Raw genomic sequence first — 22,147 nt, 5'->3', positions numbered from 1 at the left:
GATGCCGCTCGATTTTCCTTCTCCCCTTGCGGGACAAGGAACCTGTGACCTTGCCCAACAGAATCCCGCTCGACTTCCCTCGGGTCATCACGGAATGTTTCAGGCTCGTGGTCAGGAGGATTCATGCCCATCGCGCGCGCCGGACTGCAGGTCGACGAGGCCCTCGTGGCCTTCATCGAGGACGAGGTCATGCCGGGGCTCGGCCTTGAGGCCGATGCGTTCTGGACGGGGGCCGCGGGCCTGTTCGCCCGGTTCGCGCCGGAGAACCGGCGTCTGCTGGCCGTCCGCGACGACATGCAGGCCCGCATCGACACCTGGCATGTCGAGCGGCGCGGCCGTCCGCATGACGTCGCCGCCGCGACCGTCTTCCTCGGCGACATCGGCTATCTGGTGCCCGAACCTGCGGCCTTCGCCGTCGGCACGCGCAATGTGGACGCCGAGGTCGCCACCCTGGCCGGGCCTCAGCTCGTGGTGCCCAGCCTGAACGCCCGCTTCGTGCTCAATGCCGCCAACGCCCGCTGGGGCAGTCTGTACGATGCCTTGTACGGCACCGACGCGCTCGGCGAGGCCGCAGCTCCGGGACCCTATGATCCCGTCCGTGGGGCCCGCGTGGTGGCCCGGGCCAAGGCCTTCCTCGACGCGGCCGTGCCCCTGGCCACGGGGTCATGGACCGAGCTGTCGAACCCGTATGAAGGCATCGCCATCCGCGATCCGGATCAGTACGTGGGCAAGAGCGAAGCCTCGCGGCTGTTCCGCCACAACGGGCTGCATATCGAGGTGGTGTTCGACCCGGAGCATCCGATAGGCCGTGACGATCCGGCGGGCATCGCCGACGTGGTGCTGGAATCCGCGCTGTCGACCATCGTCGATCTGGAGGATTCGGTCGCCGCCGTCGACGCGCAAGACAAGGTCGCGGCCTATCGCAATTGGCTGGGCCTGATGACCGGCGAGCTCAGCGAGACCTTCGACAAGGGCGGTCGGTCGATGACCCGCAAGCTCGCTGCGGATCGTCTGTTCGAGACACCGGGCGGATCGACCGTGACCCTGCCCGGCCGGTCCCTGCTGTTCGTCCGCAACGTCGGCCATCTGATGGCCACGCCGGCCCTGCACCTGCCGGACGGATCGGAAGCGCCCGAGGGCATTCTCGACGCCGTCATGACGTCGATGATCGCGATGCACGACCTGAAGGGTCTCGGTCGGTTCCGCAACAGTCGCGCCGGCTCGATCTATATCGTCAAACCCAAGATGCACGGGCCGGAGGAGTGCGCCTTCACCAATGACCTCTTCGACGCGGTCGAGGACCTGCTCGGGCTGAGCCGTCACACGATCAAGGTCGGCGTCATGGACGAGGAGCGCCGCACGTCCGCCAACCTCGCGGCCTGCATCCATGCGGTGAAGGACCGGATCGTGTTCATCAACACCGGCTTTCTCGACCGCACCGGTGACGAGATCCACACGGCCATGCAGGCCGGGCCGATGGTGCGCAAGGGCGACGTCAAAGCCTCGACCTGGATCGCCGCCTATGAAGCGCGCAACGTCGCCATCGGCCTGCAATGCGGCCTGTCCGGCAAGGCCCAGATCGGCAAGGGCATGTGGGCCGCGCCCGATCGCATGGCCGAGATGCTGGAGCAGAAGGCGGCCCATCCCGGGACCGGCGCCAACACCGCCTGGGTGCCCAGTCCGACCGCCGCAACCCTGCACGCGCTGCATTATCATCAGACCGACGTTTTCGCCCTGAGGGCCGAGATCGCCGCCCGGCCCCTTCCCGGCCTCGACGCGCTGCTGACACCGCCGCTGGCGGATGGCCGAAACTGGTCGGAAGACGAGGTCGCCGAAGAGCTCGACAACAACGCCCAGGGCCTGCTCGGCTATGTCGTGCGCTGGGTCGATCAGGGCGTCGGCTGTTCCAAGGTGCCGGACATCCACGACGTCGGCCTCATGGAGGATCGCGCCACCCTGCGGATTTCCTCGCAACACATGGCCAACTGGCTGCTGCACGGTGTCTGCACCGCCGAACAGGTGGACGCCGCCCTGCTGCGGATGGCCGCGCGGGTCGACGCCCAGAACGCGCCCGATCCCCTCTATCGCCCCATGACCCCCGACCCGGCGAACAGCCTCGCCTTCCAGGCGGCGCGGGCCCTGGTGTTCGAGGGGACGGCCCAGCCCAACGGCTATACCGAGCCCCTGCTGCATGCGTTCAGGCAAAGGGCCAAGGCGACACTTTGAGCCTTGGCTGACCGCGCGACTTGACTCCGTCACACAGTATGCGTCATACACTGTATGTCACACACTATGTGACGGGCAGGGTAACGGTATGAGCGTCGATCCGGCCCTTTTCGAATCCATGCGGATGGAGCTGCGGCGCGGGTCGCTGGTGCTGGCGGTGCTCGCCTGCCTGAGGACCGAGCGATACGGCTACACCCTGCGTCAGGCGCTGGCCGCCGACGGGCTGGAGATGGAGGAATCGACCCTCTATCCGCTGCTGCGCCGGCTGGAGAGCCAGGGCCTGTTGAACAGCGAATGGCGCGAGGAGGAGAAGCGGAAAAAGCGCTTCTACGTCCTGTCGCCCGGGGGCGTGTCGATGCTGGCCGCCCTGGCCGACGAGTGGCGGGGGATCAACGCCTCGCTCGACAAGATTCTCTGAAAACCGGGGCTCAAGGGGAAACCGAAATGGACCTGATTGATCGCTATCTGAACGCCGTCGCTGCGCAACTGCCGCAGGACGAACGGGCCGACATCACCGCCGAACTGCGCGACCTGATCCTGAGCCGGTTCGAGGCCAAGGAAGAGGAGCTGGGCCGCGCCCTGACCGGGGACGAGCAGGAGGCCATCCTGCGCGAGATCGGCCATCCGCTGGTCGTGGCGACACGCTACCGCAAGGGTCCGGACTCGCTGGTCGGGCCGGAGCTGTTTCCCTACTGGCTGTTCGGGGTGAAGGCGGGACTGATGGTGCTGGGGGCTGTCTTTGCCCTGGGACTGCTGGTGCAGCTCGTCAGCGGGTCCGGGAATTTTGGCCAGGACATCGCCCAGGCGTTTCATGGCTTCTTCGGAGCGGGTCTGACGCTGATCGGCTTTGCCACCCTGGCGGCCGCCATTTTCGAGCATCAGGGCATCCGGCCGACCTTCCTGACCAAATGGCGGGTGAAGGATCTGGGTGCTTTCGGCTTGGCCGATCCTGGGGCATGGGGCGCGTCACTGGCCGGAACGAAGACGGCGAAGGCGACCTGGATGCCGAAAGCCCGGGCGAAGGCCTGGCCGGGCGCAGAGTATCTGTTCTCGTTCATCGCCGTCGGCATGTTCGCGCTGTGGTGGATCGGGGTCCTGAACTTCCCGGGGCTGATGAAGGTCACCGTGGCGGGCGCCGATGCGACGGTGACACCCACGCCGATCTGGACGACCCTGTTCGTTCCGATCCTGGCCTATGCCCTGATCCAGATGTCGGTCGACCTGACCAGCCTGTTTCGCCCCTATGCGGTCCGGATGCGGGCGCTGGCGCAGATCGGGCTTGCGGTCGCGGGCCTGTGGCTGACTTGGGTCATCGTCGAGGCCGGCCACTGGTTCACCCTGAGCCGCGAGGGCGAGACCGCCCGCATCGCCGGCGACTGGGTCATGCTGGACTTCGATACCATGCGCACGCTGGGCGACGGCACCCGCGATCTGGTGGGCGTAGCGTCGAGCCTGTCGATGGTCATGACCTGGGCGCTGGCCCTCTCGGCGATCAGCCTGATCGTCAACGTCTGCGTAAACCTCTGGCGGCTGGCGCGGGGGTAAGCGTTCCTCCCCCGACGGGGGAGGGGAACCGCGAAGCGGTGGAGGGGGCTCACTCCAGTCACCGGCGTTTGGGGCCGGCCCCCTCCACCACCCGTGGGGCGGTCCCCCTCCCCCCGGTGGGGGAGGATTAGTCATGTCCGAAAACCGCGAGACATCCGGCGACGCCGGGGCCATTCTGCGGTCATGGAAGACGCCGCTCAACTGGATCAGGAGGCCTGTTACCGCGCAGTGTTGACCCGTGACGCGCGGTTCGACGGGCGGTTCTTCGGCTGTGCGAAGACCACGGGCATCTACTGCCGCCCGGTCTGTCCGGCGCGGACGCCGAAGCGGGACTCACAGGCGTCGCCTTGGAACGGATGGAGAAGTGCGATGCCAAACGCGCAGCCTGAAACCCTGACCCTGGACCGGGTCGCCACGCCGGTCGGCGAGGTGCTGCTGGTCACCGACATGGACGGCGCCGTCAGGGCGCTCGATTTCCAGGACTATGAAGAACGGATGACGCGGCTGCTTCATCGCCATGCGCCGGGCGCGGCACTCGTCGATGGGCGGGCACCGGAAGCGGTCCGCACGGCGGTCGAGGCCTATTTCGGCGGCGACCTGCGGGCGCTAGACAGCGTCGTGGTCAGGACTGGCGGCACGGTCTTCCAGCGGACGGTCTGGGCGGCGCTAAGGGCCATCCCGGCGGGCGAGACGCGCAGCTATGGCCAGCTGGCGGCGGCCATCGGCGCGCCGAGGGCCGTGCGGGCGGCAGGGCTGGCCAACGGTCAGAACCCGATCGCGGTCATCGTGCCGTGCCACCGCGTGATCGGGGCGAACGGGATGCTGACCGGCTATGCCGGCGGGCTGGAAAGGAAGCGCTGGCTGCTGGCTCATGAACAGGGTTCAGCGACGGCTCGCACTCGCAAGTGAACTTCAGCCGCTTGCGTTTTCCGACGACCGGCCTACATTCACTCCGACTTATGCTAACTTTGAGCATAAGTGGAGGAAGAGCGAGATGGCGGACGGCATGTTTGGCTTGTCGAAGGCACTGGAGCGGGAAACCGCGCCGGTCTGGGCCAAGGTCAAGGATCACGTCACCCCCATGGAGTGGCCGGATCAGGCCCGGCTGATCCACGAAATCAACGCGCTGAAGAAGGAGCGTGACGGCGTCATTCTGGCCCACAACTATATGACGCCGGAGATATTCCACGGCGTCGGCGACTATGTCGGCGACAGCCTCGGCCTGGCCAAGGAGGCGGCGCGGTCGAAGGCCAGGGTGATCGTTCAGGCGGGCGTGCATTTCATGGCCGAGACGTCCAAGATCCTGTCGCCCGACAAGACCGTATTGATTCCCGATCTGAAGGCCGGCTGTTCGCTGGCCGAGTCGATCACGGGGGAGGACGTGCGGCTGATCAAGCAGCGCTATCCGGGCCTGCCGGTGGTGACCTATGTCAACACCACGGCCGACGTGAAGGCCGAGACCGACATCTGCTGCACCAGCGCCAACGCCGTGCAGGTGGTGGAGTGGGCGGCAAAGGAATGGGGTGTCGACCGGGTCATATTGATCCCCGACGAATTCCTGGCGCGCAACGTCGCGGCCCAGACCCACGTCGGCATCATCGCCTGGAAGGGCCGCTGCATCGTGCACGAGCGGTTCACCGCCGCGGACATCGCCGAGATGCGGGCGGCGTATCCCGGGGCCGAAATCCTGGCCCATCCGGAATGCCCCGAGGACGTTCTGGCGGCGTCGGACTTCGCCGGATCGACCGCGGCGCTGACGGACTATATCGCCGCCAACAAGCCCAGGCAGGTGGTGCTGCTGACCGAATGCTCGATGGCGGCGAACATCCAGGGCGACGCGCCAGAGGTCAGCTTCATCGGCCCGTGCAACCTCTGCCCCTATATGAAGCGGATCACGCTGGAGAACATCCGCGACGCCCTGCTGCACATGCAGTTCGAGGTGACGGTGCCGGAAGAGATGGCCGAGCGCGCGCGTCTGGCCGTGCAGCGGATGATCGACCTGCCGCCGCCCGCGATCCCGGCCCGGTACGACCTGGTCAAGGCAAAGCACCACGTGGCGGTGGAGCTGATCTGATGCACTCTGTTTCCCCCGTCCGTATCGTGGCCGGCCTGGAGCCGAAAAGCCTGCGGCTTCTCGCCCTGCCGGCCTTGTGGCCGCGGTCGGAAAAGGCCACGTCACCGCGATGACAGACACAGACCGAACCCGCCGCCCCGGTCCTTGGGACGGCCTGCCGCCCGCCGCGCCGGTCGAGCGAGAGATCGCCCGCCCGCAGGCCGATGAGCCGCCGCTGGACAAGGGTCAGAAGCCGGTCTGGGCCGTGATCTCCACCCTGCTTCTGGGCGGCTTCATCTGGTTCATCTCCGGCAGCTGGGTCATCGCGGTCGCCGCCGTCTGGGGCCTGCTGGTGCATGAGTACGGCCACGTGCTGGCGATGAACAAGCTCGGCATGGGACCGGCCCGCATCTACATCATTCCTTTCCTGGGCGGCGTGGCCAAGAGCCAGCGCCTGCCGGCCAGCGAATGGCACGGCGTGCTGGTGTCTCTGGCCGGGCCGGCGTTCGGCCTGCTGGCGGCCATTCCCTTTTTCGCCCTGTTCCTCGGCACGGGGCAGGGGATGTGGCTGCAGGGCGTGTTCGCCATCGCCCTGATCAATCTGGTCAACCTCGCCCCGGCGCCGCCGCTGGACGGGTCAAAGGCGTTGGGTCCCGTGCTGGCCCTGATCCACCCGATGGTCGAGAAGGCCGCCATGGTCGCCATCGGCGTGCTGGTGGTGTTCTGGGGCATCACCAACGGCGCCTACATCTTCGCGGCCTTCCTGGCGCTGGCCCTGTTCGGCCACCTGCTTCGCGGGGCGTGGCGGCCGGACGGTTGTCCGCTGACCTGGCCCGAGGCGGGTCGCAGCGTCGTCCTGTTTGTGGTGACCGCCACGGCCTGCGCGGCCGTGGGTCTGGCCGGGCTGATGCCCGTGACGGGATCCGTGGGCGAGGCGCTGGCACTGGGCGCGAGCTATTTCGGGTTCGGCCGTTGAACCGTATCCGTCATGACGGACCCCTGATCGTGGGTGGCGGGCTGGCGGGGCTTTCGGCCGCGCTGGCGGCGGCGCCGCGCAAGGTTCTGGTCGTGACACCCGCGCCGTTGCTGGAGGCCTGCTCCTCGGCCTGGGCCCAGGGCGGCGTGGCGGCCGCGCTTTCCGACGCCGACGCGCCCGCCCTGCATGCGGCCGACACTGTCGCGGCCGGTGCGGGACTGGTCGACGCAAAGGCCACCCGCGCCCTGACCGAGGACGGCCGCGCCACGGTCGAATGGCTGGCGGCGCTGGGCGCGCCGTTCGACCGCGACGCCGGGGGCGGGTTCGCCGTCAGCCTCGAGGCCGCCCACTCGCGGGCCCGGGTCGCGCGCGTCGGCGGCGACGGTGCCGGGCGGGCCATCCTGTCGGCCCTGGTCATGGCGGTCCGCGCCTCGGCCCATGTCGAGGTCTGGGAAGACGGACGGCTGCGTGGCCTGCTGCGGGATGAAACGGGCCGGGTCCGGGGGGTGCTGATCGCGCGCGCCGGCGGACTGGTCGAGGTGACGGCTTCGGCCGTGGTGCTGGCGACCGGCGGGGCCGGTGGACTGTATGGTCAGACGACCACGCCCGCCGCCCTGCTGGGCGAAGGTCTGGCGCTGGCCTGGCGCGCCGGGGCCGAGATCGTGGATCCCGAGTTCGTCCAATTCCATCCCACCGCCATCGACGTCGGCCTCGACCCCATGCCGCTGGCCACCGAGGCGTTGCGCGGCGAGGGCGCGAGGTTGATCGACCGCGATGGCGCCTTCCTGCTGGGTGCCGCGCCGGACGCCGACCTGCAACCGCGCGACGTGGTGGCCCGCGCTGTGCATGCCGCGCGCGCCGAAGGCCGCGGCGCGTTTCTCGACGCGCGCGCCGCCATCGGCGAAGAATTCCCCCACGCCTTCCCCACCGTCTTCGCCGCCTGCATGCGAGCCGGGCTGGACCCCAGGGTCTCTCCCATCCCGGTGGCGGCGGCGGCGCACTATCACATGGGCGGGATCGCCGCCGGACCGGACGGGCGCACGACGCTGCCGGGGCTGTTCGCGGTCGGCGAATGCGCCGCGACCGGGGTGCACGGGGCCAACCGGCTGGCGTCCAACTCCTTGCTCGAGGCGGCGGCCTTCGGGCGGCGCACCGGTCGCGCGGCGGCCGGGGAAGGCGGCATCGGCGGCTCGACGTCCCCGGTCGCCAATCCACCAGACATGGAGGCCGACGATCTGCAGAACCTGCGCGAGACGATGAGCGCCGACGTCGGCGTCGTACGCGACGCGGCGGGTCTGCAGCGGGCGTTGGCCTTGATCTCCACCCTGGAAGTGCGCGCGCCGGGCGCTCTACCCTTGATCGCCGCGCGCCTGATCGCCGAGGGGGCTCTGGCCCGGCGCGAGAGCCGGGGCGGCCATTTCAGGCGTGACTATCCGGCGACCGCTGACGCGGCGCGGCACACCCGGCTGAGCCTGAACGTCGCCGCCCCCGCCCTTCTCGTCACGGCATAGGCCGATGCTCCGACCGCTCCCGCACCTGCTGGTCGAACCGATTGTGCGCATGGCCCTGGCCGAGGATCTGGGCCGCGCCGGCGACGTCACGGCTGCGGCCTGCGTTCCCGAGGGCGCGCGAATGAAGGCGGCCTTCGTCGCGCGCAAGGCCGGCGTGCTGGCGGGCGTGGACTGCGTCCGGCTGAGCCTGCTGGCCATGGACCCGGATGCGAGGATCGAGCCGCGGCTGCGCGACGGCGACGTCTTCGAGGCGGGGGCCGTTCTGGTCGAGGCCGAGGCCGACGCCCGCGCCTTTCTGGCGGCGGAGCGGACGGCCTTGAACCTGCTGGGGCGCCTGAGCGGCATCGCCACCCTGACCCGCGCCTATGTGGACGCCGTGGCCGGGACGCGGGCGCGCATCGCCGACACTCGCAAGACCACGCCCGGCCTGCGCGCGCTGGAGAAGCATGCGGTGCTCTGCGGCGGCGGCGTCAATCACCGCTTCGGTCTGGACGACGCCATTCTGATCAAGGACAACCACGTGGCCGTGTGTGGCGGCGTGGCCCAGGCCGTTCGCGCCGCCCGGGCCGCCGTCGGTCACCTGATGAAGATCGAGGTCGAGGTCGACGGGCTGGATCAGCTGGATCAGGCCCTTGCGGAGGGTCCAGACGTGATCATGCTGGACAATTTCACGCTCGACATGCTGCGCGAGGCCGTGAAACGGGTCGCCGGCCAGGTCACGCTGGAGGCGTCCGGCGGGGTCAGTCTGGAGACGGTCCGCGCCATCGCGGAGACGGGCGTGGACGTGATTTCCGTCGGTGCCCTGACCCATTCGGCACCTGTGCTGGACATCGGCCTGGACGCGCGCTGAGCGATCCAGCGAACGCCACTGATGCCGTGAATCAGGCTCCAACATGATCCTGGAGCGAAATGCGGGTTCGGACGCGTCGCGTCCAAAACCGAACCCGCTCCAAGGAACGCTACAGGCGCGCCGGGGGTTAATCGGGTCAAGGAAGGAGACTTCAATGACCCACGCTCCCCGCGTTCCCAAGGGACAGCGCAGCGACGCCGACAAGGGCGGCAAATCCGTCGAGGACGCCGCCAACACCGACCGCCGCGATCTTGAGACCGAGATTCAGACCGGTCAGCCCGGCGACGCCGACGTCAACCTGGATCAACAGGGCCGGTTCGGCAATCTCAAGCAGAACCTGACCAATCAGTGGAAGGGTCGTGGACGCTGAGCTTTCGGGAATGTGACGATCAGGTCGAGGGCGACGTACCGGCCGAAGACGCCATCGGAACGGTGATGGTTTCCGGGGCGACGGGAGTTGCGACTTCAACCCTCGCCGTCGGCGCGGCGATAGCGGCTTCGGGCGCGGCGCGACCCGGGTTCTGGGGAACCAACAGCGTGTAGGCAATGGCCCCTGCTTCGCGCACCGGGCCTGAGGGATCAAGACTGGCCTGGATCAGGCGCGGTTCGTCGGCGTGGTTCGACGGGCGGGCGGCGTAGGAGAAGGCCGCGCTGGAACCCGAGCGACCGCCAAAGCGGTAGAAGATGTGGACGCCAACCTGATTCACGCGCTGTAGCGAATGCCGCCACGAAGGCGAGACGCCGGTGGTGTGGAAATGAGTAGCGTTGCCGACCGCGCTGTAAACCGCGCCGGACAGGGCCGCCGAGGCTACGTCGCGGGCCCGGTTCCAGGCGGTGGAGTTGACCCTCGAGCGCATGGAGTCGTTGCAGGTGAAGCTGAACTGGCAGCCCGTGCGGCGTTCCGCGCCTTGGTAAACGACACCGCAGACGCTTTTGGGGAAGGCGGTGTGGCGGGCGCGGTTCAGGACCACCTGGGCCACGGCCCTCATGCCGTCGCGACCTTCGCCGCGGGCTTCATAATAGGCGGCCTGGGTCAGGCATTCGAGATCGCGCGAGGCGTCCAGCGCGCCGCCGAGGCGGAATGGCTGGGCGGCCACGGGGCCGGTCAGGCTGACGCGGCGAAGATGGGTTTCGGCGGACTGGCCACGCAGCTGTTCCAGACGCGCGGTCATCAATTCGGACTGACGATCGCGCTGGGCCGAGCCGGCGACGGTGTAGGGATCATGGCGGCGCGCGATGGCCAGGGCGCTTTCGTCCAGACCGCCGGCGGCGGCCGCCAAGGCTTCTTCGGTGAACCCCGCTGCGGTCGCGCCGTCGATGCGCTCGGCCTGGGCCCGCACGGTCGTCGCCTTCGCCGCGGTTCCACCCAGATAGGCGCAGCCGATCGCCAATCCCAACAATGCGCCGAAGGTCGCCGCAGCCGTCGCAGGCCGGATCTTGGCTTTGCGGTCGGCAGGGGAGGTCACGCGCGATTGCGAGGCGTTCGACAAGGGCTCGGTCCATTCAGCGGGGCGCAATGCCGCCCCCGGATAGTCTCGCGGGGGGGGGCGACGCATTCCATCCCGTGGGATTCAACGTCGCGGGCCTGCCGCGTAAAGATCGATGGTCGGCGAACGACCGGGTCATCAAAGGACGCGCCTTAAGCCAGCCGTTTATGGCGCCAATGTGGTTGATTCGCAAGATTCGGGTGCGACGCAACATCGCGTGCTGTCGCCAATGGGTCTTGAAGTTAAGGCGCTCATAATATGCGTCTAATTTAAAAGTCTATCGAGCGAGAACTGTATCCACTAATCATTGGAGGACATAATCCGTTCGCAAGGTCATTAAAGGGTCACTTATCAAGCCGACTTGTATTGTCTTTATGTGGCTCGAAACGATCGCGTCGACTTCCCCTGAAAGGCGAGCCGGAACCGCGCGATGTCCGCGGCGTTCCGGCCAATGCAAACACAGGAGTCCGTCATGAAACGCCTCGCCATCGCTCTGTTCGTCGCCGCCGCGCTGACTTCGGTCGCCGCCTGCGGCACCACCCGCTCGGAAAAAGCCGCAACCGGCGCGGTCGCGGGTGCGGTCGTCGCCGGACCTGTCGGCGCGGTCGTGGGCGGGGTCGCCGGCGCGGCCCTGGCCAAGCCCAAGTGACACATCTGAAGTCCTGATTGCGAGGCGAAACGGTTTTCATCGCCCCGCGATCTTGATTTTGGTCTCCATATGGGGTTAGCCGACCCGCATCAGGTTGAGCGCCGCTCGCCCGCGCTTCCGGCGCGCTTCAAAACGATCAAGGACATCGACGACTTCCCGCATGAGAGATCTTAAACAAACCGGCTTCACCGATCGCCTGACCACCCAGCAGGAGGCCAAGAAGGCCCTGCTCGCCCGCTTCAAGCCCAAGCCCGCCGTGCAGGACCCCGAGTTCGACCGCCTGGCCGCCAAGCGCGCCGCCGAGAAAGACGCCCTGCGCCAGCAACACGAACTGGTGAAGGCCGAAACCAAGCGCGTGAAGGCCGAGGCAGACGGCGCGCGCGCGGACGCCCAACGGGAAGCGGTGGAAGCCGTCGAGGCCGAGAAGCGCGCCGCCCGCAAGGAGCGCAAGCAACTCACCAAGGAAGAGCAGAAGACCGCGCGCGACCAGCGCTACGCCGCCCGCAAGGCGCGCACGCGCTGATCGACCTCCGCCGCGGCGCGATGCAACGCATCGTGACGACTGGTGTTCATACGTCACCCTTCGCGGTCAATGCGACGGCGCTCCCGGATTAGAGCCCGCACCGTCCTGACTGCGCGGGTCGACGCCATTGAACAGCACAGGATCTCCTCATGATAGCGACCATCGACACCGGCCTGACCAAGACCGAGCGCGCCGACGTGGCCCAGGAACTGACCAAGGTCCTGGCCGACAGCTTCGCCGTCTATCTGAAGACGCATGGCTACCACTGGAACGTCCGGGGGCCGGAGTTCTTCAGCTTCCACAATCTGCTTGAGCAGCAGTACCGCGAGATCTGGGCCGCGCTGGACGACATCGCCGAACGTATCCGCGCCCTGGGCGTGCTGGCCCCGCAGAGCTTCTCCGGTTTCGGCAACCTGACCGCGATCAAGGACGGCGATCCCGAGAAGGAGGCGACCGCCATGCTCAAGGAACTGATGCAGGACCACGAGACGCTGATCGCCACCACGCGCAAGGCGCTGGAGGCCGCCGCCGGAGCCGGCGACGAGGCCTCGGCCGATCTGATGACCCAGCGCCTCGCCGCGCATGAAAAATTCGCCTGGATGCTGCGATCGACCCTCGGTGGGCGTTGAGGCTTGACCTCACGGCGTTTTTCGGCCTGAAAAGCGCCCCGCTTCGGGGATAGAAGAGCCATCCGGTGCGGCATGCCGGGGCTGGGAGTTGTGGATTGGCCGACATCGACTGGACACGGTTGCTGAAGACGTCACGCCGGTTCGCAGCCGCCGCGCCGGCGGCGCTCGCCGCCTTCGGCGTCGCCATGGCCGCCAGTTCGACGCCCCGTCCCGAGATCGACGCCCGAGCTGAGGCCGTACGCCTCCTGACCGACGGTCGACTGGGAGCCGAGGGGCTGGCGGCCATCACGGCGCGCATGGACCCGTCTCAATTGGCCATCGCCGTCCGTCACTCGCCGGGTGATCGCCAGGCCGCCCTCTATGGCCTGACCCCGGGTTGGGAAAGTCTGACCCTGGGCGGCAAGCCCTCGCTGGATCTCGGCGCCTCGGGTCTTGAGGCCCATATGCGGAACGCGGCGACGCCGAACGCTTCGAACCTGTTGCGTGTCGCCCGACCCTTCCCGTTCAAGCCCGCGACCGAGGCGGATCGCCGCCGCGCCATGCGTTGTCTGACCCAGGCCATTTATTACGAAGCGGCGCTGGAACCGACGGCCGGCCAGGAAGCCGTGGCGCAGGTCATCCTGAACCGGATCCGCGACCCGAACTACGCCAACAGCGTCTGCGGCGTGGTGTTCCAGGGCGCCGCGCGGGTCACCGGCTGCCAGTTCAGCTTCACCTGCGACGGCAGCCTGAGCCAGGCCCCCGTCGCCTGGGCCTGGAACCGGGCGAAGTCGGTCGCCGAGCGGGCGCTGGCCGGCAAGGTGGCCACGGCGGTCGGGACCGCGACCCACTATCACGCCGACTACGTTCATCCCTGGTGGTCGCCGACGCTGGGCAAGCTGACCCAGATCGGGGCGCACATCTTCTATCGCTGGAAGGGCGTCTATGGAGAGCCTGCCGCCTTCCGTCAGGCCTATGCGGGTCGTGAGCCGATCATCGACGAGGCCCGCTTCTCGCGCCCCCGCCTGCAGATCGCCTCCGCCGCCGCCTCCCGGATGGCGCTGGCCGAGGCCGTCGCCAACGGCGAGAGCGTCATGCGCACGGTCGAGATCGACGGCCAGACCCGCGTGGTCGGCTTGGCCTCGCTGGGCGGTCGGCGTCAGGCGTCGGCCACCGATATCGCTGCTATCAACGAGCGTCTGGCAGCCTTCGAAACACCGGCGTCGCCTTCGCAGCCGGCACCCGTCGCCGTCCCCGGCGCGACGCCGATGGCGGTTGAAGAAGTGGGCCGACCGGCGTCCTGAGCTTCAGCTGTTCGGATAAGTCCGACCGCCTACCAGACGCCGATCTTTTCTGCCTCTTTGTGGCTGATCGGGTGGCCGGCGGCCTTGTGATCCTGCTCGGCCAGGAATCGGACCGCCTCCAGCGCGGCCATACAGCCCATGCCTGCGGCCGTGACCGCTTGACGGTAGATGTCGTCAGTCACGTCACCCGCCGCCCAGACGCCCTCGATGGCCGTGGCCGACGTGCCGGGCTTGACCACCAGATAGCCGCCGGTCTTGATCTCCAGCTGACCGGTGAACAGGTCCGATGACGGGGCGTGGCCGATGGCGATGAAGACACCGTCGGCGGCGACGTGGCGGGTCTCGCCGGTCTTGACGTTCTTCAGCCGCGCCCCGGTGACGTTGACGCCGCCGTCCTGTGTGGCCCCCAGGATTTCGTCGACGGCACTGTCCCAGATGACCTCGACCTTGGGGTTCGAGAACAGCCGGTCCTGCAGGATGCGTTCGGCGCGGAATTCGTCGCGGCGGTGGACGACGGTGACCTTGGCGGCGAATTTGGTCAGGAACAGCGCCTCCTCGACGGCGGTGTTGCCGCCGCCGACGACGATCACGTCCTTGCCGCGATAAAAGAAGCCGTCGCAGGTGGCGCAGGCCGAGACGCCGAAGCCCTGGTATTTCGCCTCGCTCTCGATACCCAGCCATTTGGCCTGGGCACCGGTGGAGATGATCACCGTCTCGGCCAGCAGCTCGGTGCCGCTGTCCAGTTTCAGCCTGAAGGGCCGCCGCGACAGGTCGGCGGAGACGACGATGTCTTCGATCACCTCGGTCCCGACGTGCTCGGCCTGGCCGCGCATCTGGTCCATCAGCCAGGGGCCCTGGATGACGTCGGCGAAGCCGGGGTAGTTTTCGACGTCGGTGGTGATGGTCAGCTGGCCGCCCGGTTGCAGGCCGGCGATGATGACCGGGCTCAACATGGCGCGCGCGGCGTAAATGGCGGCGGTCCAGCCGGCGGGGCCGGATCCGATGATGGCGATGCGGACGGTACGGGGAGTGCTCATGGACCCTATTTAGGGAGTGATTCCGCCCGTGGCGATGCCAGAGCTAAATCGGTCTGGCTGTATGAAGTCCATCAAGACCCGGATTTCACTCCAGCCTGATTCCAGACCTTTTTTTGGAGTCAGGACGATTCGACCTGAAGCAAAAATGGTCTAGGTTCAACCTCACCCACAGGGAGACGATCATGCAGGGACGGAGCTTCATCGGCATCGGAGCGGCACTGGGCGTAACCATCGGGGCGGCTGTGGGACTCGCGCTCGACAGTCTGGCGCTGGGCATAAGCCTGGGCATCGCCATCGGCGTCGGCACAGGCGTGGCGCTGGATGCGGGCGCGAAGGCGAAAGCCAGGCGCGACGGTTCGGACGGCGGGACGACACATGCCTCGGACGGCGGCGGGCGCAACAAGGACACCGACGCCCAGGGATCGGATGGCGGCTCGGATGGCGGCTCGGACGGCGGCCGCGACTGACAACTACGGACCGCCGTTCTGCATTTGTGCACCCTTCGATCTCGCCGAAGCTTGGATCTAATCAAATTTGGGTAGGACCATCTCGCAGGATCGGGGCAAAGCGTCGCTGGCGCCGCCGGAGAGCCGTCAGCGGACCGCAAGACGCTCCAGAACGGCATGCGCCGCGCCGTCGGTTTCGTTCAGCGGCGCATAGGTCCAGGCATCCAGTGATCCGTTGAACGGGCGCGCGGCACCGCGCTCGCGCAAGTCGGCGTGCAGACGCTCGAACTTGCCCGCAGGCTTCAGCGGGATCATCGGCAGGATGTGCACCGGTGCGCCGGTCGAGGCGGCCTCGGCGGCCATGTTGGCGCTGTCCTCGGTGACCAGGATGTGGTCGGCAAATTTCAGCAAGGCGAAGTAGGGGTTCGGACCCTCGCCATCCCAGATCATTCCCGGCAGGTGGGACAGCCGGGCCGTCATCGCCGCCTTCGCCGCCTCGGGCGTCCGGCGAGAGAAGGTCAGCATCAGCGATCCGCCCGCCGCCTCGACGGCGCGGGCGATCTGATCCGCGAGCTCGGCGGCGTGCGTCGCGGTCAGGTCGAACGCCTTTGAGCGTCCGCCGATCAGTGCGGCGACGCGTGGGCGGGGCAGGGCGGCCAAGGGGTCGGCGAACGCCGCTGCACCCTCGGCCAGCCGTTCGGGCGTCACCCTGTGAGGCGACCCTGTGATCGACAGGACATTGGGCCCGACGACGCGATCATGCGCCGGGGCGACGATCAGGTCATAGGCGGCGTTGCGCCAGCGCGGGTCCTGGGTCTGAACCACCAGGGTCTTGCCACCCGAGCGGTAGCGCACAGTGGCCGACAGCGGCAGGGTCGCACGGCCGGTGGCGATCCACAGGTCGGGGCAGGCCTGGCCGGGTGCCGGTGTCACGGTGTCGGACGACGGGTCTAGCATCCATGCCGCCTTCAGCGCCGAGGGCCATTTGTCGAACGCCTTGCGCCAGCGGATGCGCTTGACCGTTATCCCGGACGGAAAAAGGCGCTGGACGGCTTCCGCCAGCCCCAGCGCCTGATTTTCCATGCCGGCCCGGCCGTCGGAGACGACCCAGATGGAGAGCGGGCCCGTTCGGGAGCCTATTTCCACTCGACCTTGAGAATCTCATAGGCCTTGACACCGCCGGGGGTGTTGACCTCGACCACGTCGCCGACGGACTTGGAGATCATGGCGCGCGCGATCGGCGAAGCCACGGAAACCTTGCCCTGCTTCACGTCGGCCTCGTGTTCGCCGACGATCTGGTAGCGGCCCTTTTCCTCGGTGTCCTCGTCCACCACGGTGACCGTGGCACCGAATTTCACCTGGTCCCCGGACAGCTTGGAGACGTCGATGACCTGAGCGCGGCTGATCTTGTCCTCGATGTCGGCGATCTGGCCTTCGATCCAGCCCTGCCGTTCCTTGGCCGCGTGATATTCGGCGTTCTCGGACAAATCGCCATGCTCACGCGCTTCCGAGATGGCCGCGATCACGCTTGGCCGCTCCACGGACTTCAATTGCTTCAGCTGGTCGTCGAGGACACGGTAGCCCCCGGCCGTCATCGGCACTTTTTCCATATGTCGTGAGTTTCTTGCTTCGCCCGCTAGAGGTTCTGATGACGCCAAGGTCGCTGGGCGCTCGCGACCGGCCAAAGAGGGTAGGGCGTCTGGCCCCAAGGTTCAAGGGGCAAGGCGCGCAAACAGAATGGCGTTATGTGGCGCGTTTGCGCCGCCGTTCGCGAATCTGCTGAATGTCCCCCCACAGTTTGATACGGCGGACGAGGCTCCAGGCCAACCAGCCGACGGCCAACAACCCTACGGCCATGAACAGGCTGGAGACGAGAAAAATCCCTGCGGACATGAAGGCCAGGATGAAGGCGACGGCGGCCGTCAGGGCGGCGATGACTTGAACTGTCTTGAAACGCATGGGCGCTCAACGCGCGCGGGTCGCGAGGGTTTCGTCCATTCGTCATGCGTAGGCATAGGGTCCGCCGCGCTCCAGGGCGCGTTGATACGCCGGCCGGGCGTGGATTGCCGTCAGGAAGGCCTTGAGCCGGGGCTTGTCATCTCCGTAACCGACACGGCTGCCCGCCGCCTCGACGGGAAAGCTCATCATGATGTCGGCGGCCGAGAAGTCGTCGCCGGCGAACCATTCGGATTTCGTCAGCTCGGCTTCCCACCAGGCGGTATGGGCGGCGATCTGGGGATCGATCAGATTGGCCCCTACGCCCTTCGATATCCCTCTGGCCACGCCACGGGCCAGAAAGGGGACCCGTTTGGGAATGGCCGCGAAGATCAGCTTGAGCAGCAGCGGCGTCATCGCCGACCCCTCGGCATAGTGCAGCCAGTAGGTGAACCGGCGTCCCTGCGCCGAACCCGTTGCGGGGCGCAGACCCGAGCCCGGATGGGTTTCCAGCAGGTATTCGATGATGGCCCCGGTCTCGGCGACGCAGGCCGCTCCGTCGTCGAGCACCGGCGACTTGCCCAGCGGATGGATCGCGCGCAACTCGGGCGGCGCCAGCATGGTTCTGGCGTCCCGCTGATAGCGTTTCACCTCATAGGGCTCGCCCAGTTCCTCGAGCAGCCACAGAATGCGCTGCGACCGCGAGTCGTTCAGATGATGGACGGTGATCATGGCCTTGCCTCCGCTGTACCCGGCCAGTTAGCGCGGTTGACGCGAGGGCGGTCCAGCGATTTCAGACCCGGCGCCCGCTCCAGCGGCGGCGCGGGTGGGCGGCGGGGCCCTGCGGCGGGGCACCCGGCTTCTTCGCCGCCTGACGCTGTTCCCATAGCTGCCAGGCCAGAGTCGCCAGAGCCAGCTTGCCGGCGTGGCGGCCGGCCATGCGCCGCCCGCCCCTGCTGAGCAACAGGCCGCCGATCAGGGTCGCGAGTTTGGAAAAGGGCATGGCGGTCTCCGGTTGACACACTGAAACGGACGGCACGGGGAACGGTTCAGTGGACACCGCCCGGCGGTTGAGTTCCACCGCTATTTCGCCCACACCCGCCCCATGACCACCCTTGAGCCCCGCCTGACCTCGCTCGCCCATGGCGGCGGTTGCGGCTGCAAGCTGGCCCCGGCGGTGCTGCGCGACATCCTGAAGGGGATGCCGCTGGCCGGACCCTTCGCTGATCTGATGGTCGGGACCGAGACCAGCGACGACGCGGCGGTGTGGCGGCTGAATGACCAGCAGGCGCTGGTGGCGACCACGGATTTCTTCATGCCGGTGGTCGATGACCCGTTCGACTTCGGACGGATCGCGGCGACCAATGCCTTGTCCGATGTCTATGCCATGGGGGCGACGCCGATCTTCGCCCTGGCCCTGGTCGGCATGCCGGTGGCGACCCTGTCGGTCGAGACCATCGGCCGCATCCTGCAGGGCGGGACCAGCGTCTGCGCCACGGCGGGTGTGCCGGTCGCCGGGGGTCATTCCATCGACAGCGTCGAGCCGATCTACGGTCTGGTGGCGCTGGGGCTGGTGCATCCGGATCAGGTCCTGACCAATCGCGGCGCGCGGGCGGGGGACGTCCTGATCCTTACCAAGGCCCTGGGCGTCGGGGTGCTGAGCGCAGCCTTCAAGCAGGCGCGGCTGGGCGAGGCGGGCTATGCCGCCCTGATCGGCTCGACGACGCAGTTGAATACCCTGGGCGCGCGGCTGGCCGGACGGACGGGCGTGCACGCCGTCACCGACGTGACCGGCTTCGGCCTGTTGGGTCACGCGCTGGAGATGGCGCGCGGGTCAGGCCTGACGGTCGAGCTGACGCAGGGCGCGGCGGCCGTCCTGCCGGGGGTCGAGACGCTGCTGTCCGAGGGTGTGCGAACCGGGGCCTCGACGCGCAACTGGGCCGGTTACGGCGAGGACGTCGACCTGCCCGCAGGCCTTGCGGACGCGGCGCGCGACCTGCTGACCGATCCCCAGACCTCGGGCGGCCTGCTGATCGCCGTCGCCGCCGATCAGGCCCGGGCCCTGCTGGCCGAGGCGCGCGCCGACGGCTTCGACCAGTCGCGGATCGTCGGCCGGCTGGTCGAGGGGCCGGGCCGCGTCCGGGTCGTCTGAGATGATCCGCCGGACCACGGACCTGTCAGCGGCCGATCGCGATGCCTTCGACGCCGTCATCGACGTGCGCAGTCCCGGCGAGTTCGCCGAGGACCACCTGCCCGGCGCGATCAACCTGCCGGTTCTGGACGACGCCGAACGGGCCGAGGTCGGCACTGAATTCGTCAGGGGCTCCAAATTCCTCGCCCGCCGGACCGGCGCGGCCAGGGTGGCGCGCAACATCGCCGCCCATCTGGAGGGGGCGCTGGGCGATCGTGACGGGTCGTTCCAGCCCTTGATCTACTGCTGGCGCGGCGGACAGCGGTCGGGGGCCATGGCGGCGGTGATGGACCAGGTCGGCTGGGGGGTGACCGTGCTGGACGGCGGCTACCAGACCTGGCGGCGACAGGTGAAGGCCGGCCTCTATGACGCGCCGCTGCCGCATCGACTGACGCTGCTGGACGGCCCGACGGGCTCGGGCAAGACGGCGCTGCTGGAGGCCGTGGCCGCGCAGGGTGTTCAGGTCCTCGATCTGGAGGCGCTGGCCGGGCATCGCGGCTCGCTGTTCGGGGCCATGCCCGGCGGACAGCCGTCGCAGAAGGGGTTCGAGACCCGGCTGCACGAAGCGCTCGCTCGGCTCGACCCGGACCGTCCCGTCGTCGTCGAGGCCGAAAGCAGCAAGATCGGCGCGCGCGTCGTGCCCCCTTCGCTCTGGGCCGCCATGACCAGCGCGCCCGTGATCGAGATCACGGTGCCGCTGGAGGCGCGGGTGCGCCACATCGTGTCGACCTATGCCGACATCGCCGCCGACCGGGTCGCGCTGGACCACGCCCTGACCCGCCTGCCGCGGCATCATGCCAAGGCGGTCATATCGGGCTGGCGGGACCTGGCGGCCCGGGGCGAGATCGCCACCCTGGTCGAGCTGCTGATCGCGGCGCACTACGATCCGTCCTATGCCCGGACCGGTAGCGTGAGGGACCGCGCCGTACTGGCGCGGATCGCGCTCCCCGACCTGACCGACCCCGCGCTTGAGCAGGCCGCCCGGACCGTCGTTTCGAGTCTCGACCGCACCGCGCGCCCGGCCTAGCTTCGCCGCATGACCCAATCCCGCACCGCCGCCCTGTTTTCCTCGCTCAGCGTCCGGGTGCTCCTCGCCCTGGCCGCCGGCTTGGCCGCCGGTGCGGCGGCGCAGGCTTACGGCATTCCGGGCGGGACCGGCGCGGTGGCGATGATCGACGGTGTGGGCCAGCTGTGGCTCAACGCCCTGCGCATGACGATCATTCCGCTGGTGTTCAGCCTGCTGGTGACCGGCATCGCCTCCATCGCCGACGCCGCCGCGACGGGGCGGGTGGCGTTGAAGGCGGTGGTGATCTTCGCCCTGCTGCTGGTTGGTGCGACCGTCTACGGCATCCTCGCCTCGATGGGCCTGCACGCGATCTGGCCGATCGATCCGGAGGGCGGCCGTCTGCTGCTGGCGGGCGCTGCCGGGGACGCGGCGGTGCGCGACAACGTCGGCGGCGGAGGCGGAGGCGGCTTCGTGGCCTTCCTGACCAGCCTGGCCCCGGCCAATCTCATCCGCGCCGCGACGGAAGACGCCATCCTCGGCATCGTCGTCTTCGCCATCGTCTTCGGCTTCGCCACCACCCGCCTGCCGGCCCGGCTGCGCCAGCCGCTGACCGTCTTCTTCGAGGCGGTGGCCGAGACCATGATCGTCATCGTCCACTGGGTCCTGCTGGCCGCGCCTGTGGGCGTCTTCGCCCTGGCGCTCGGCGTCGGCCTGAGGGCCGGGCTGGGGGCCGCAGGGGTGCTGGGCCACTACATCGCCATCGTGTCGCTGGCGCTGATCGGCCTGATCCTGCTGACTTATGTGGTCGCCGTGATTTTCGGTCGGATCGGTCTGGCGCGGTTCGCGCGCGGCGTGGCTCCGGTGCAGGTGGTCGCCGTCTCGACCCAGTCGTCATTAGCCTGCCTGCCGGCCATGGTGGATCGGGCGACAAACGCGCTGGGCGTCTCCCAGGCGACGGCGGGACTGATCCTGCCGCTGGCGGTGGCGGTGTTCCGCATCACCTCGACCGTCGCCAACCTGGCCGTCTGCATCTACGTCGCCCACCTGTATGGCATCGCCCTGTCGCCCGGCGTGCTGCTGGCCGGCGCGGTCACGGCCCTGGCCATCAGCGTCGGCACGGTCGGCCTGCCCGGTCAGGTTTCGTTCTTCGCCTCCATCGCCCCCATCGCCCTGGCCATGGGCCTGCCGCTGGAGGTCCTGCCCCTGCTGCTGGCGGTCGAGGTGGTGCCCGACATCTTCCGCACCGTCGGCAACGTCACCGCCGACCTGGCGGCGGCCCGGATGGTCGAGGGGCGGGATGCGGAGGCCGATGATGAGGCGGCTGCGGGCATCTAAGGTCCGTCCTCGATAACCGCTCATCCCTGCGACAGCGGGGACGAGCGGAGATGGATGGGCCGTTGATTATCGCTCACCTTCAATTGAGTCTGGACCCGGGTGGATTGGTGCCGACACAGGAGTCCGCTGAAAGTCCGCATCCCGGTATGATCCCAATTTCGATTCGCGATGCGTTGCGGACATCGACTGATTACGGCAGGGTCGATGGATTGCCAGCTCGAAGCAGTTGAAGTGGCTCCTCACGTGCAGTGCTGTTGGCGCTGTCTGGATGTTTGCGGGCGCGGTGGGAGTAGGGATCGGCATCGATTTGGGCAGGGCGATGTTTAGCTAGGCTCAGGACCCATTAAAGGGATTCACACGGTCGTGGCGATCTGATTCACTGGTGGCAGGAGGAGCCTGTCATGAGTGATCTGTTTTGGCTGACGAACAAGCAGATGCGTCGGATCAAGCCATATTTCCCGCTGT

24 protein-coding genes and 1 pseudogene are annotated in these 22,147 nt (G+C 68.1%); 18 read left to right on the top strand and 7 right to left on the bottom strand.

The genetic code is table 11. The features are described 5' to 3' along the window. Window positions 1-123: 123 nt before the first annotated feature. From ACESMO_RS03185 to ACESMO_RS03140, 10 genes and pseudogenes are all read left to right on the top strand, one after another. Window positions 124-2,226 (top strand): malate synthase G, encoded by a 2,103-nt coding sequence (locus ACESMO_RS03185; protein ID WP_372706733.1) that lies wholly within the window; start codon window positions 124-126, stop codon window positions 2,224-2,226. 88 nt (window positions 2,227-2,314) lie between these two features. After that, window positions 2,315-2,644 carry a PadR family transcriptional regulator gene (locus tag ACESMO_RS03180; RefSeq protein ID WP_372706732.1) on the top strand — a complete coding sequence of 110 codons (330 nt, stop codon included), beginning with the start codon at window positions 2,315-2,317 and terminating at the stop codon, window positions 2,642-2,644. A 26-nt stretch (window positions 2,645-2,670) separates the two neighbouring features. Then, window positions 2,671-3,771, top strand: a complete 1,101-nt coding sequence (locus ACESMO_RS03175; protein ID WP_372706731.1) for a hypothetical protein — start codon at window positions 2,671-2,673, stop codon at window positions 3,769-3,771. 183 nt (window positions 3,772-3,954) lie between these two features. Then, a pseudogene (locus ACESMO_RS03170) lies at window positions 3,955-4,047 on the top strand (hypothetical protein); the annotation flags it as partial. A 93-nt stretch (window positions 4,048-4,140) separates the two neighbouring features. Beyond that, window positions 4,141-4,680 (top strand): methylated-DNA--[protein]-cysteine S-methyltransferase, encoded by a 540-nt coding sequence (locus ACESMO_RS03165; RefSeq protein ID WP_372706758.1) that lies wholly within the window; start codon window positions 4,141-4,143, stop codon window positions 4,678-4,680. 85 nt (window positions 4,681-4,765) lie between these two features. Beyond that, window positions 4,766-5,845 carry a quinolinate synthase NadA gene (gene nadA, locus ACESMO_RS03160; protein ID WP_372706730.1) on the top strand — a complete coding sequence of 360 codons (1,080 nt, stop codon included), beginning with the start codon at window positions 4,766-4,768 and terminating at the stop codon, window positions 5,843-5,845. 109 nt (window positions 5,846-5,954) lie between these two features. Beyond that, window positions 5,955-6,800 (top strand): metalloprotease, encoded by an 846-nt coding sequence (locus tag ACESMO_RS03155; protein ID WP_372706729.1) that lies wholly within the window; start codon window positions 5,955-5,957, stop codon window positions 6,798-6,800. Further along, window positions 6,797-8,311, top strand: coding sequence for an L-aspartate oxidase (locus ACESMO_RS03150; protein ID WP_372706728.1), 1,515 nt, complete (start codon window positions 6,797-6,799; stop codon window positions 8,309-8,311). The genes ACESMO_RS03155 and ACESMO_RS03150 overlap by 4 nt, the downstream gene beginning before the upstream one ends. A 4-nt stretch (window positions 8,312-8,315) precedes the next feature. Beyond that, on the top strand, window positions 8,316-9,161 hold the full coding sequence (nadC, locus tag ACESMO_RS03145; RefSeq protein ID WP_372706727.1) for a carboxylating nicotinate-nucleotide diphosphorylase: 846 nt from the start codon (window positions 8,316-8,318) through the stop codon (window positions 9,159-9,161). 154 nt (window positions 9,162-9,315) lie between these two features. Beyond that, entirely contained in the window at window positions 9,316-9,531 is a 216-nt protein-coding gene (locus tag ACESMO_RS03140; protein WP_372706726.1) for a hypothetical protein, read from the top strand. Between the two features lie 19 nt (window positions 9,532-9,550). Here the strand turns inward: ACESMO_RS03140 and ACESMO_RS03135 are convergent, their stop codons facing one another. After that, window positions 9,551-10,717, bottom strand: coding sequence for a cell wall hydrolase (locus ACESMO_RS03135; protein WP_372706725.1), 1,167 nt, complete (start codon window positions 10,715-10,717; stop codon window positions 9,551-9,553). A 403-nt stretch (window positions 10,718-11,120) separates the two neighbouring features. On the opposite strand from ACESMO_RS03135, the gene ACESMO_RS03130 reads away from it, so the two are divergent. The 4 genes from ACESMO_RS03130 to ACESMO_RS03115 all read left to right on the top strand — a co-directional run bounded on the left by ACESMO_RS03130 (window position 11,121) and on the right by ACESMO_RS03115 (window position 13,732). Next, complete coding sequence (locus ACESMO_RS03130) at window positions 11,121-11,297, top strand: hypothetical protein (RefSeq protein WP_372706724.1); 177 nt, start codon at window positions 11,121-11,123, stop codon at window positions 11,295-11,297. A gap of 160 nt (window positions 11,298-11,457) precedes the next feature. Next, window positions 11,458-11,820, top strand: a complete 363-nt coding sequence (locus ACESMO_RS03125; protein ID WP_372706723.1) for a DUF6481 family protein — start codon at window positions 11,458-11,460, stop codon at window positions 11,818-11,820. A gap of 149 nt (window positions 11,821-11,969) precedes the next feature. Further along, window positions 11,970-12,449, top strand: coding sequence for a Dps family protein (locus ACESMO_RS03120; RefSeq protein WP_372706722.1), 480 nt, complete (start codon window positions 11,970-11,972; stop codon window positions 12,447-12,449). A 95-nt stretch (window positions 12,450-12,544) separates the two neighbouring features. Further along, window positions 12,545-13,732, top strand: a complete 1,188-nt coding sequence (locus ACESMO_RS03115) for a cell wall hydrolase (protein ID WP_372706721.1) — start codon at window positions 12,545-12,547, stop codon at window positions 13,730-13,732. A gap of 29 nt (window positions 13,733-13,761) precedes the next feature. Here ACESMO_RS03115 and trxB read toward each other — a convergent pair whose 3' ends face one another. Then, window positions 13,762-14,769 (bottom strand): thioredoxin-disulfide reductase, encoded by a 1,008-nt coding sequence (trxB, locus tag ACESMO_RS03110; RefSeq protein WP_372706720.1) that lies wholly within the window; start codon window positions 14,767-14,769, stop codon window positions 13,762-13,764. Between the two features lie 182 nt (window positions 14,770-14,951). On the opposite strand from trxB, the gene ACESMO_RS03105 reads away from it, so the two are divergent. Then, a complete protein-coding gene (locus tag ACESMO_RS03105) occupies window positions 14,952-15,236 on the top strand; it encodes a hypothetical protein (protein ID WP_372706719.1) in 285 nt (94 codons plus the stop codon). A 126-nt stretch (window positions 15,237-15,362) separates the two neighbouring features. Here ACESMO_RS03105 and ACESMO_RS03100 read toward each other — a convergent pair whose 3' ends face one another. The 5 genes from ACESMO_RS03100 to ACESMO_RS03080 form a co-directional block, all read right to left on the bottom strand. Further along, window positions 15,363-16,361 carry a mitochondrial fission ELM1 family protein gene (locus ACESMO_RS03100; protein ID WP_372706718.1) on the bottom strand — a complete coding sequence of 333 codons (999 nt, stop codon included), beginning with the start codon at window positions 16,359-16,361 and terminating at the stop codon, window positions 15,363-15,365. After that, complete coding sequence (gene greA, locus ACESMO_RS03095; protein WP_372706717.1) at window positions 16,352-16,825, bottom strand: transcription elongation factor GreA; 474 nt, start codon at window positions 16,823-16,825, stop codon at window positions 16,352-16,354. The genes ACESMO_RS03100 and greA overlap by 10 nt, the downstream gene beginning before the upstream one ends. A gap of 133 nt (window positions 16,826-16,958) precedes the next feature. Continuing rightward, window positions 16,959-17,174, bottom strand: a complete 216-nt coding sequence (locus ACESMO_RS03090) for a hypothetical protein (protein WP_372706716.1) — start codon at window positions 17,172-17,174, stop codon at window positions 16,959-16,961. A gap of 42 nt (window positions 17,175-17,216) precedes the next feature. Then, the gene (locus ACESMO_RS03085; RefSeq protein WP_372706715.1) at window positions 17,217-17,882 is read right to left on the bottom strand and encodes a glutathione S-transferase family protein; all 666 of its coding nucleotides are present in this window, start codon (window positions 17,880-17,882) and stop codon (window positions 17,217-17,219) included. A gap of 61 nt (window positions 17,883-17,943) precedes the next feature. Continuing rightward, entirely contained in the window at window positions 17,944-18,153 is a 210-nt protein-coding gene (locus tag ACESMO_RS03080; protein ID WP_372706714.1) for a cysteine protease, read from the bottom strand. Between the two features lie 102 nt (window positions 18,154-18,255). Between ACESMO_RS03080 and selD the strand changes: the two genes are divergently transcribed. Genes selD through ACESMO_RS03065 form a run of 3 tightly spaced genes read left to right on the top strand, consistent with a single transcriptional unit; the run spans window position 18,256 to window position 21,682 of the window. Continuing rightward, entirely contained in the window at window positions 18,256-19,302 is a 1,047-nt protein-coding gene (gene selD, locus ACESMO_RS03075; RefSeq protein ID WP_372706713.1) for a selenide, water dikinase SelD, read from the top strand. A 1-nt stretch (window position 19,303) separates the two neighbouring features. Then, entirely contained in the window at window positions 19,304-20,368 is a 1,065-nt protein-coding gene (gene mnmH / locus ACESMO_RS03070; RefSeq protein ID WP_372706712.1) for a tRNA 2-selenouridine(34) synthase MnmH, read from the top strand. 9 nt (window positions 20,369-20,377) lie between these two features. After that, window positions 20,378-21,682, top strand: a complete 1,305-nt coding sequence (locus ACESMO_RS03065; RefSeq protein ID WP_372706711.1) for a dicarboxylate/amino acid:cation symporter — start codon at window positions 20,378-20,380, stop codon at window positions 21,680-21,682. Window positions 21,683-22,147: the final 465 nt, after the last annotated feature.

This window comes from Brevundimonas sp. (assembly GCF_041688735.1).
Lineage (GTDB): Bacteria > Pseudomonadota > Alphaproteobacteria > Caulobacterales > Caulobacteraceae > Brevundimonas.
This window is presented reverse-complemented; position numbering and strand designations above follow the sequence as displayed.

What these genes read in the sequence shown, in the direction of transcription:
- ACESMO_RS03080 (WP_372706714.1), bottom strand. Translation starts at nt 18,153, where the DNA reads ATGCCCTTTTCCAAACTCGCGACCCTGATCGGCGGCCTGTTGCTCAGC.
- ACESMO_RS03180 (WP_372706732.1), top strand. Translation starts at nt 2,315, where the DNA reads ATGAGCGTCGATCCGGCCCTTTTCGAATCCATGCGGATGGAGCTGCGG.
- ACESMO_RS03165 (WP_372706758.1), top strand. Translation starts at nt 4,141, where the DNA reads ATGCCAAACGCGCAGCCTGAAACCCTGACCCTGGACCGGGTCGCCACG.
- ACESMO_RS03185 (WP_372706733.1), top strand. Translation starts at nt 124, where the DNA reads ATGCCCATCGCGCGCGCCGGACTGCAGGTCGACGAGGCCCTCGTGGCC.
- selD (WP_372706713.1), top strand. Translation starts at nt 18,256, where the DNA reads ATGACCACCCTTGAGCCCCGCCTGACCTCGCTCGCCCATGGCGGCGGT.
- greA (WP_372706717.1), bottom strand. Translation starts at nt 16,825, where the DNA reads ATGGAAAAAGTGCCGATGACGGCCGGGGGCTACCGTGTCCTCGACGAC.
- ACESMO_RS03105 (WP_372706719.1), top strand. Translation starts at nt 14,952, where the DNA reads ATGCAGGGACGGAGCTTCATCGGCATCGGAGCGGCACTGGGCGTAACC.
- ACESMO_RS03120 (WP_372706722.1), top strand. Translation starts at nt 11,970, where the DNA reads ATGATAGCGACCATCGACACCGGCCTGACCAAGACCGAGCGCGCCGAC.
- ACESMO_RS03140 (WP_372706726.1), top strand. Translation starts at nt 9,316, where the DNA reads ATGACCCACGCTCCCCGCGTTCCCAAGGGACAGCGCAGCGACGCCGAC.
- trxB (WP_372706720.1), bottom strand. Translation starts at nt 14,769, where the DNA reads ATGAGCACTCCCCGTACCGTCCGCATCGCCATCATCGGATCCGGCCCC.
- nadC (WP_372706727.1), top strand. Translation starts at nt 8,316, where the DNA reads ATGCTCCGACCGCTCCCGCACCTGCTGGTCGAACCGATTGTGCGCATG.
- ACESMO_RS03135 (WP_372706725.1), bottom strand. Translation starts at nt 10,717, where the DNA reads ATGCGTCGCCCCCCCCCGCGAGACTATCCGGGGGCGGCATTGCGCCCC.
- ACESMO_RS03085 (WP_372706715.1), bottom strand. Translation starts at nt 17,882, where the DNA reads ATGATCACCGTCCATCATCTGAACGACTCGCGGTCGCAGCGCATTCTG.
- ACESMO_RS03175 (WP_372706731.1), top strand. Translation starts at nt 2,671, where the DNA reads ATGGACCTGATTGATCGCTATCTGAACGCCGTCGCTGCGCAACTGCCG.
- mnmH (WP_372706712.1), top strand. Translation starts at nt 19,304, where the DNA reads ATGATCCGCCGGACCACGGACCTGTCAGCGGCCGATCGCGATGCCTTC.
- ACESMO_RS03090 (WP_372706716.1), bottom strand. Translation starts at nt 17,174, where the DNA reads ATGCGTTTCAAGACAGTTCAAGTCATCGCCGCCCTGACGGCCGCCGTC.
- nadA (WP_372706730.1), top strand. Translation starts at nt 4,766, where the DNA reads ATGGCGGACGGCATGTTTGGCTTGTCGAAGGCACTGGAGCGGGAAACC.
- ACESMO_RS03155 (WP_372706729.1), top strand. Translation starts at nt 5,955, where the DNA reads ATGACAGACACAGACCGAACCCGCCGCCCCGGTCCTTGGGACGGCCTG.
- ACESMO_RS03130 (WP_372706724.1), top strand. Translation starts at nt 11,121, where the DNA reads ATGAAACGCCTCGCCATCGCTCTGTTCGTCGCCGCCGCGCTGACTTCG.
- ACESMO_RS03125 (WP_372706723.1), top strand. Translation starts at nt 11,458, where the DNA reads ATGAGAGATCTTAAACAAACCGGCTTCACCGATCGCCTGACCACCCAG.
- ACESMO_RS03065 (WP_372706711.1), top strand. Translation starts at nt 20,378, where the DNA reads ATGACCCAATCCCGCACCGCCGCCCTGTTTTCCTCGCTCAGCGTCCGG.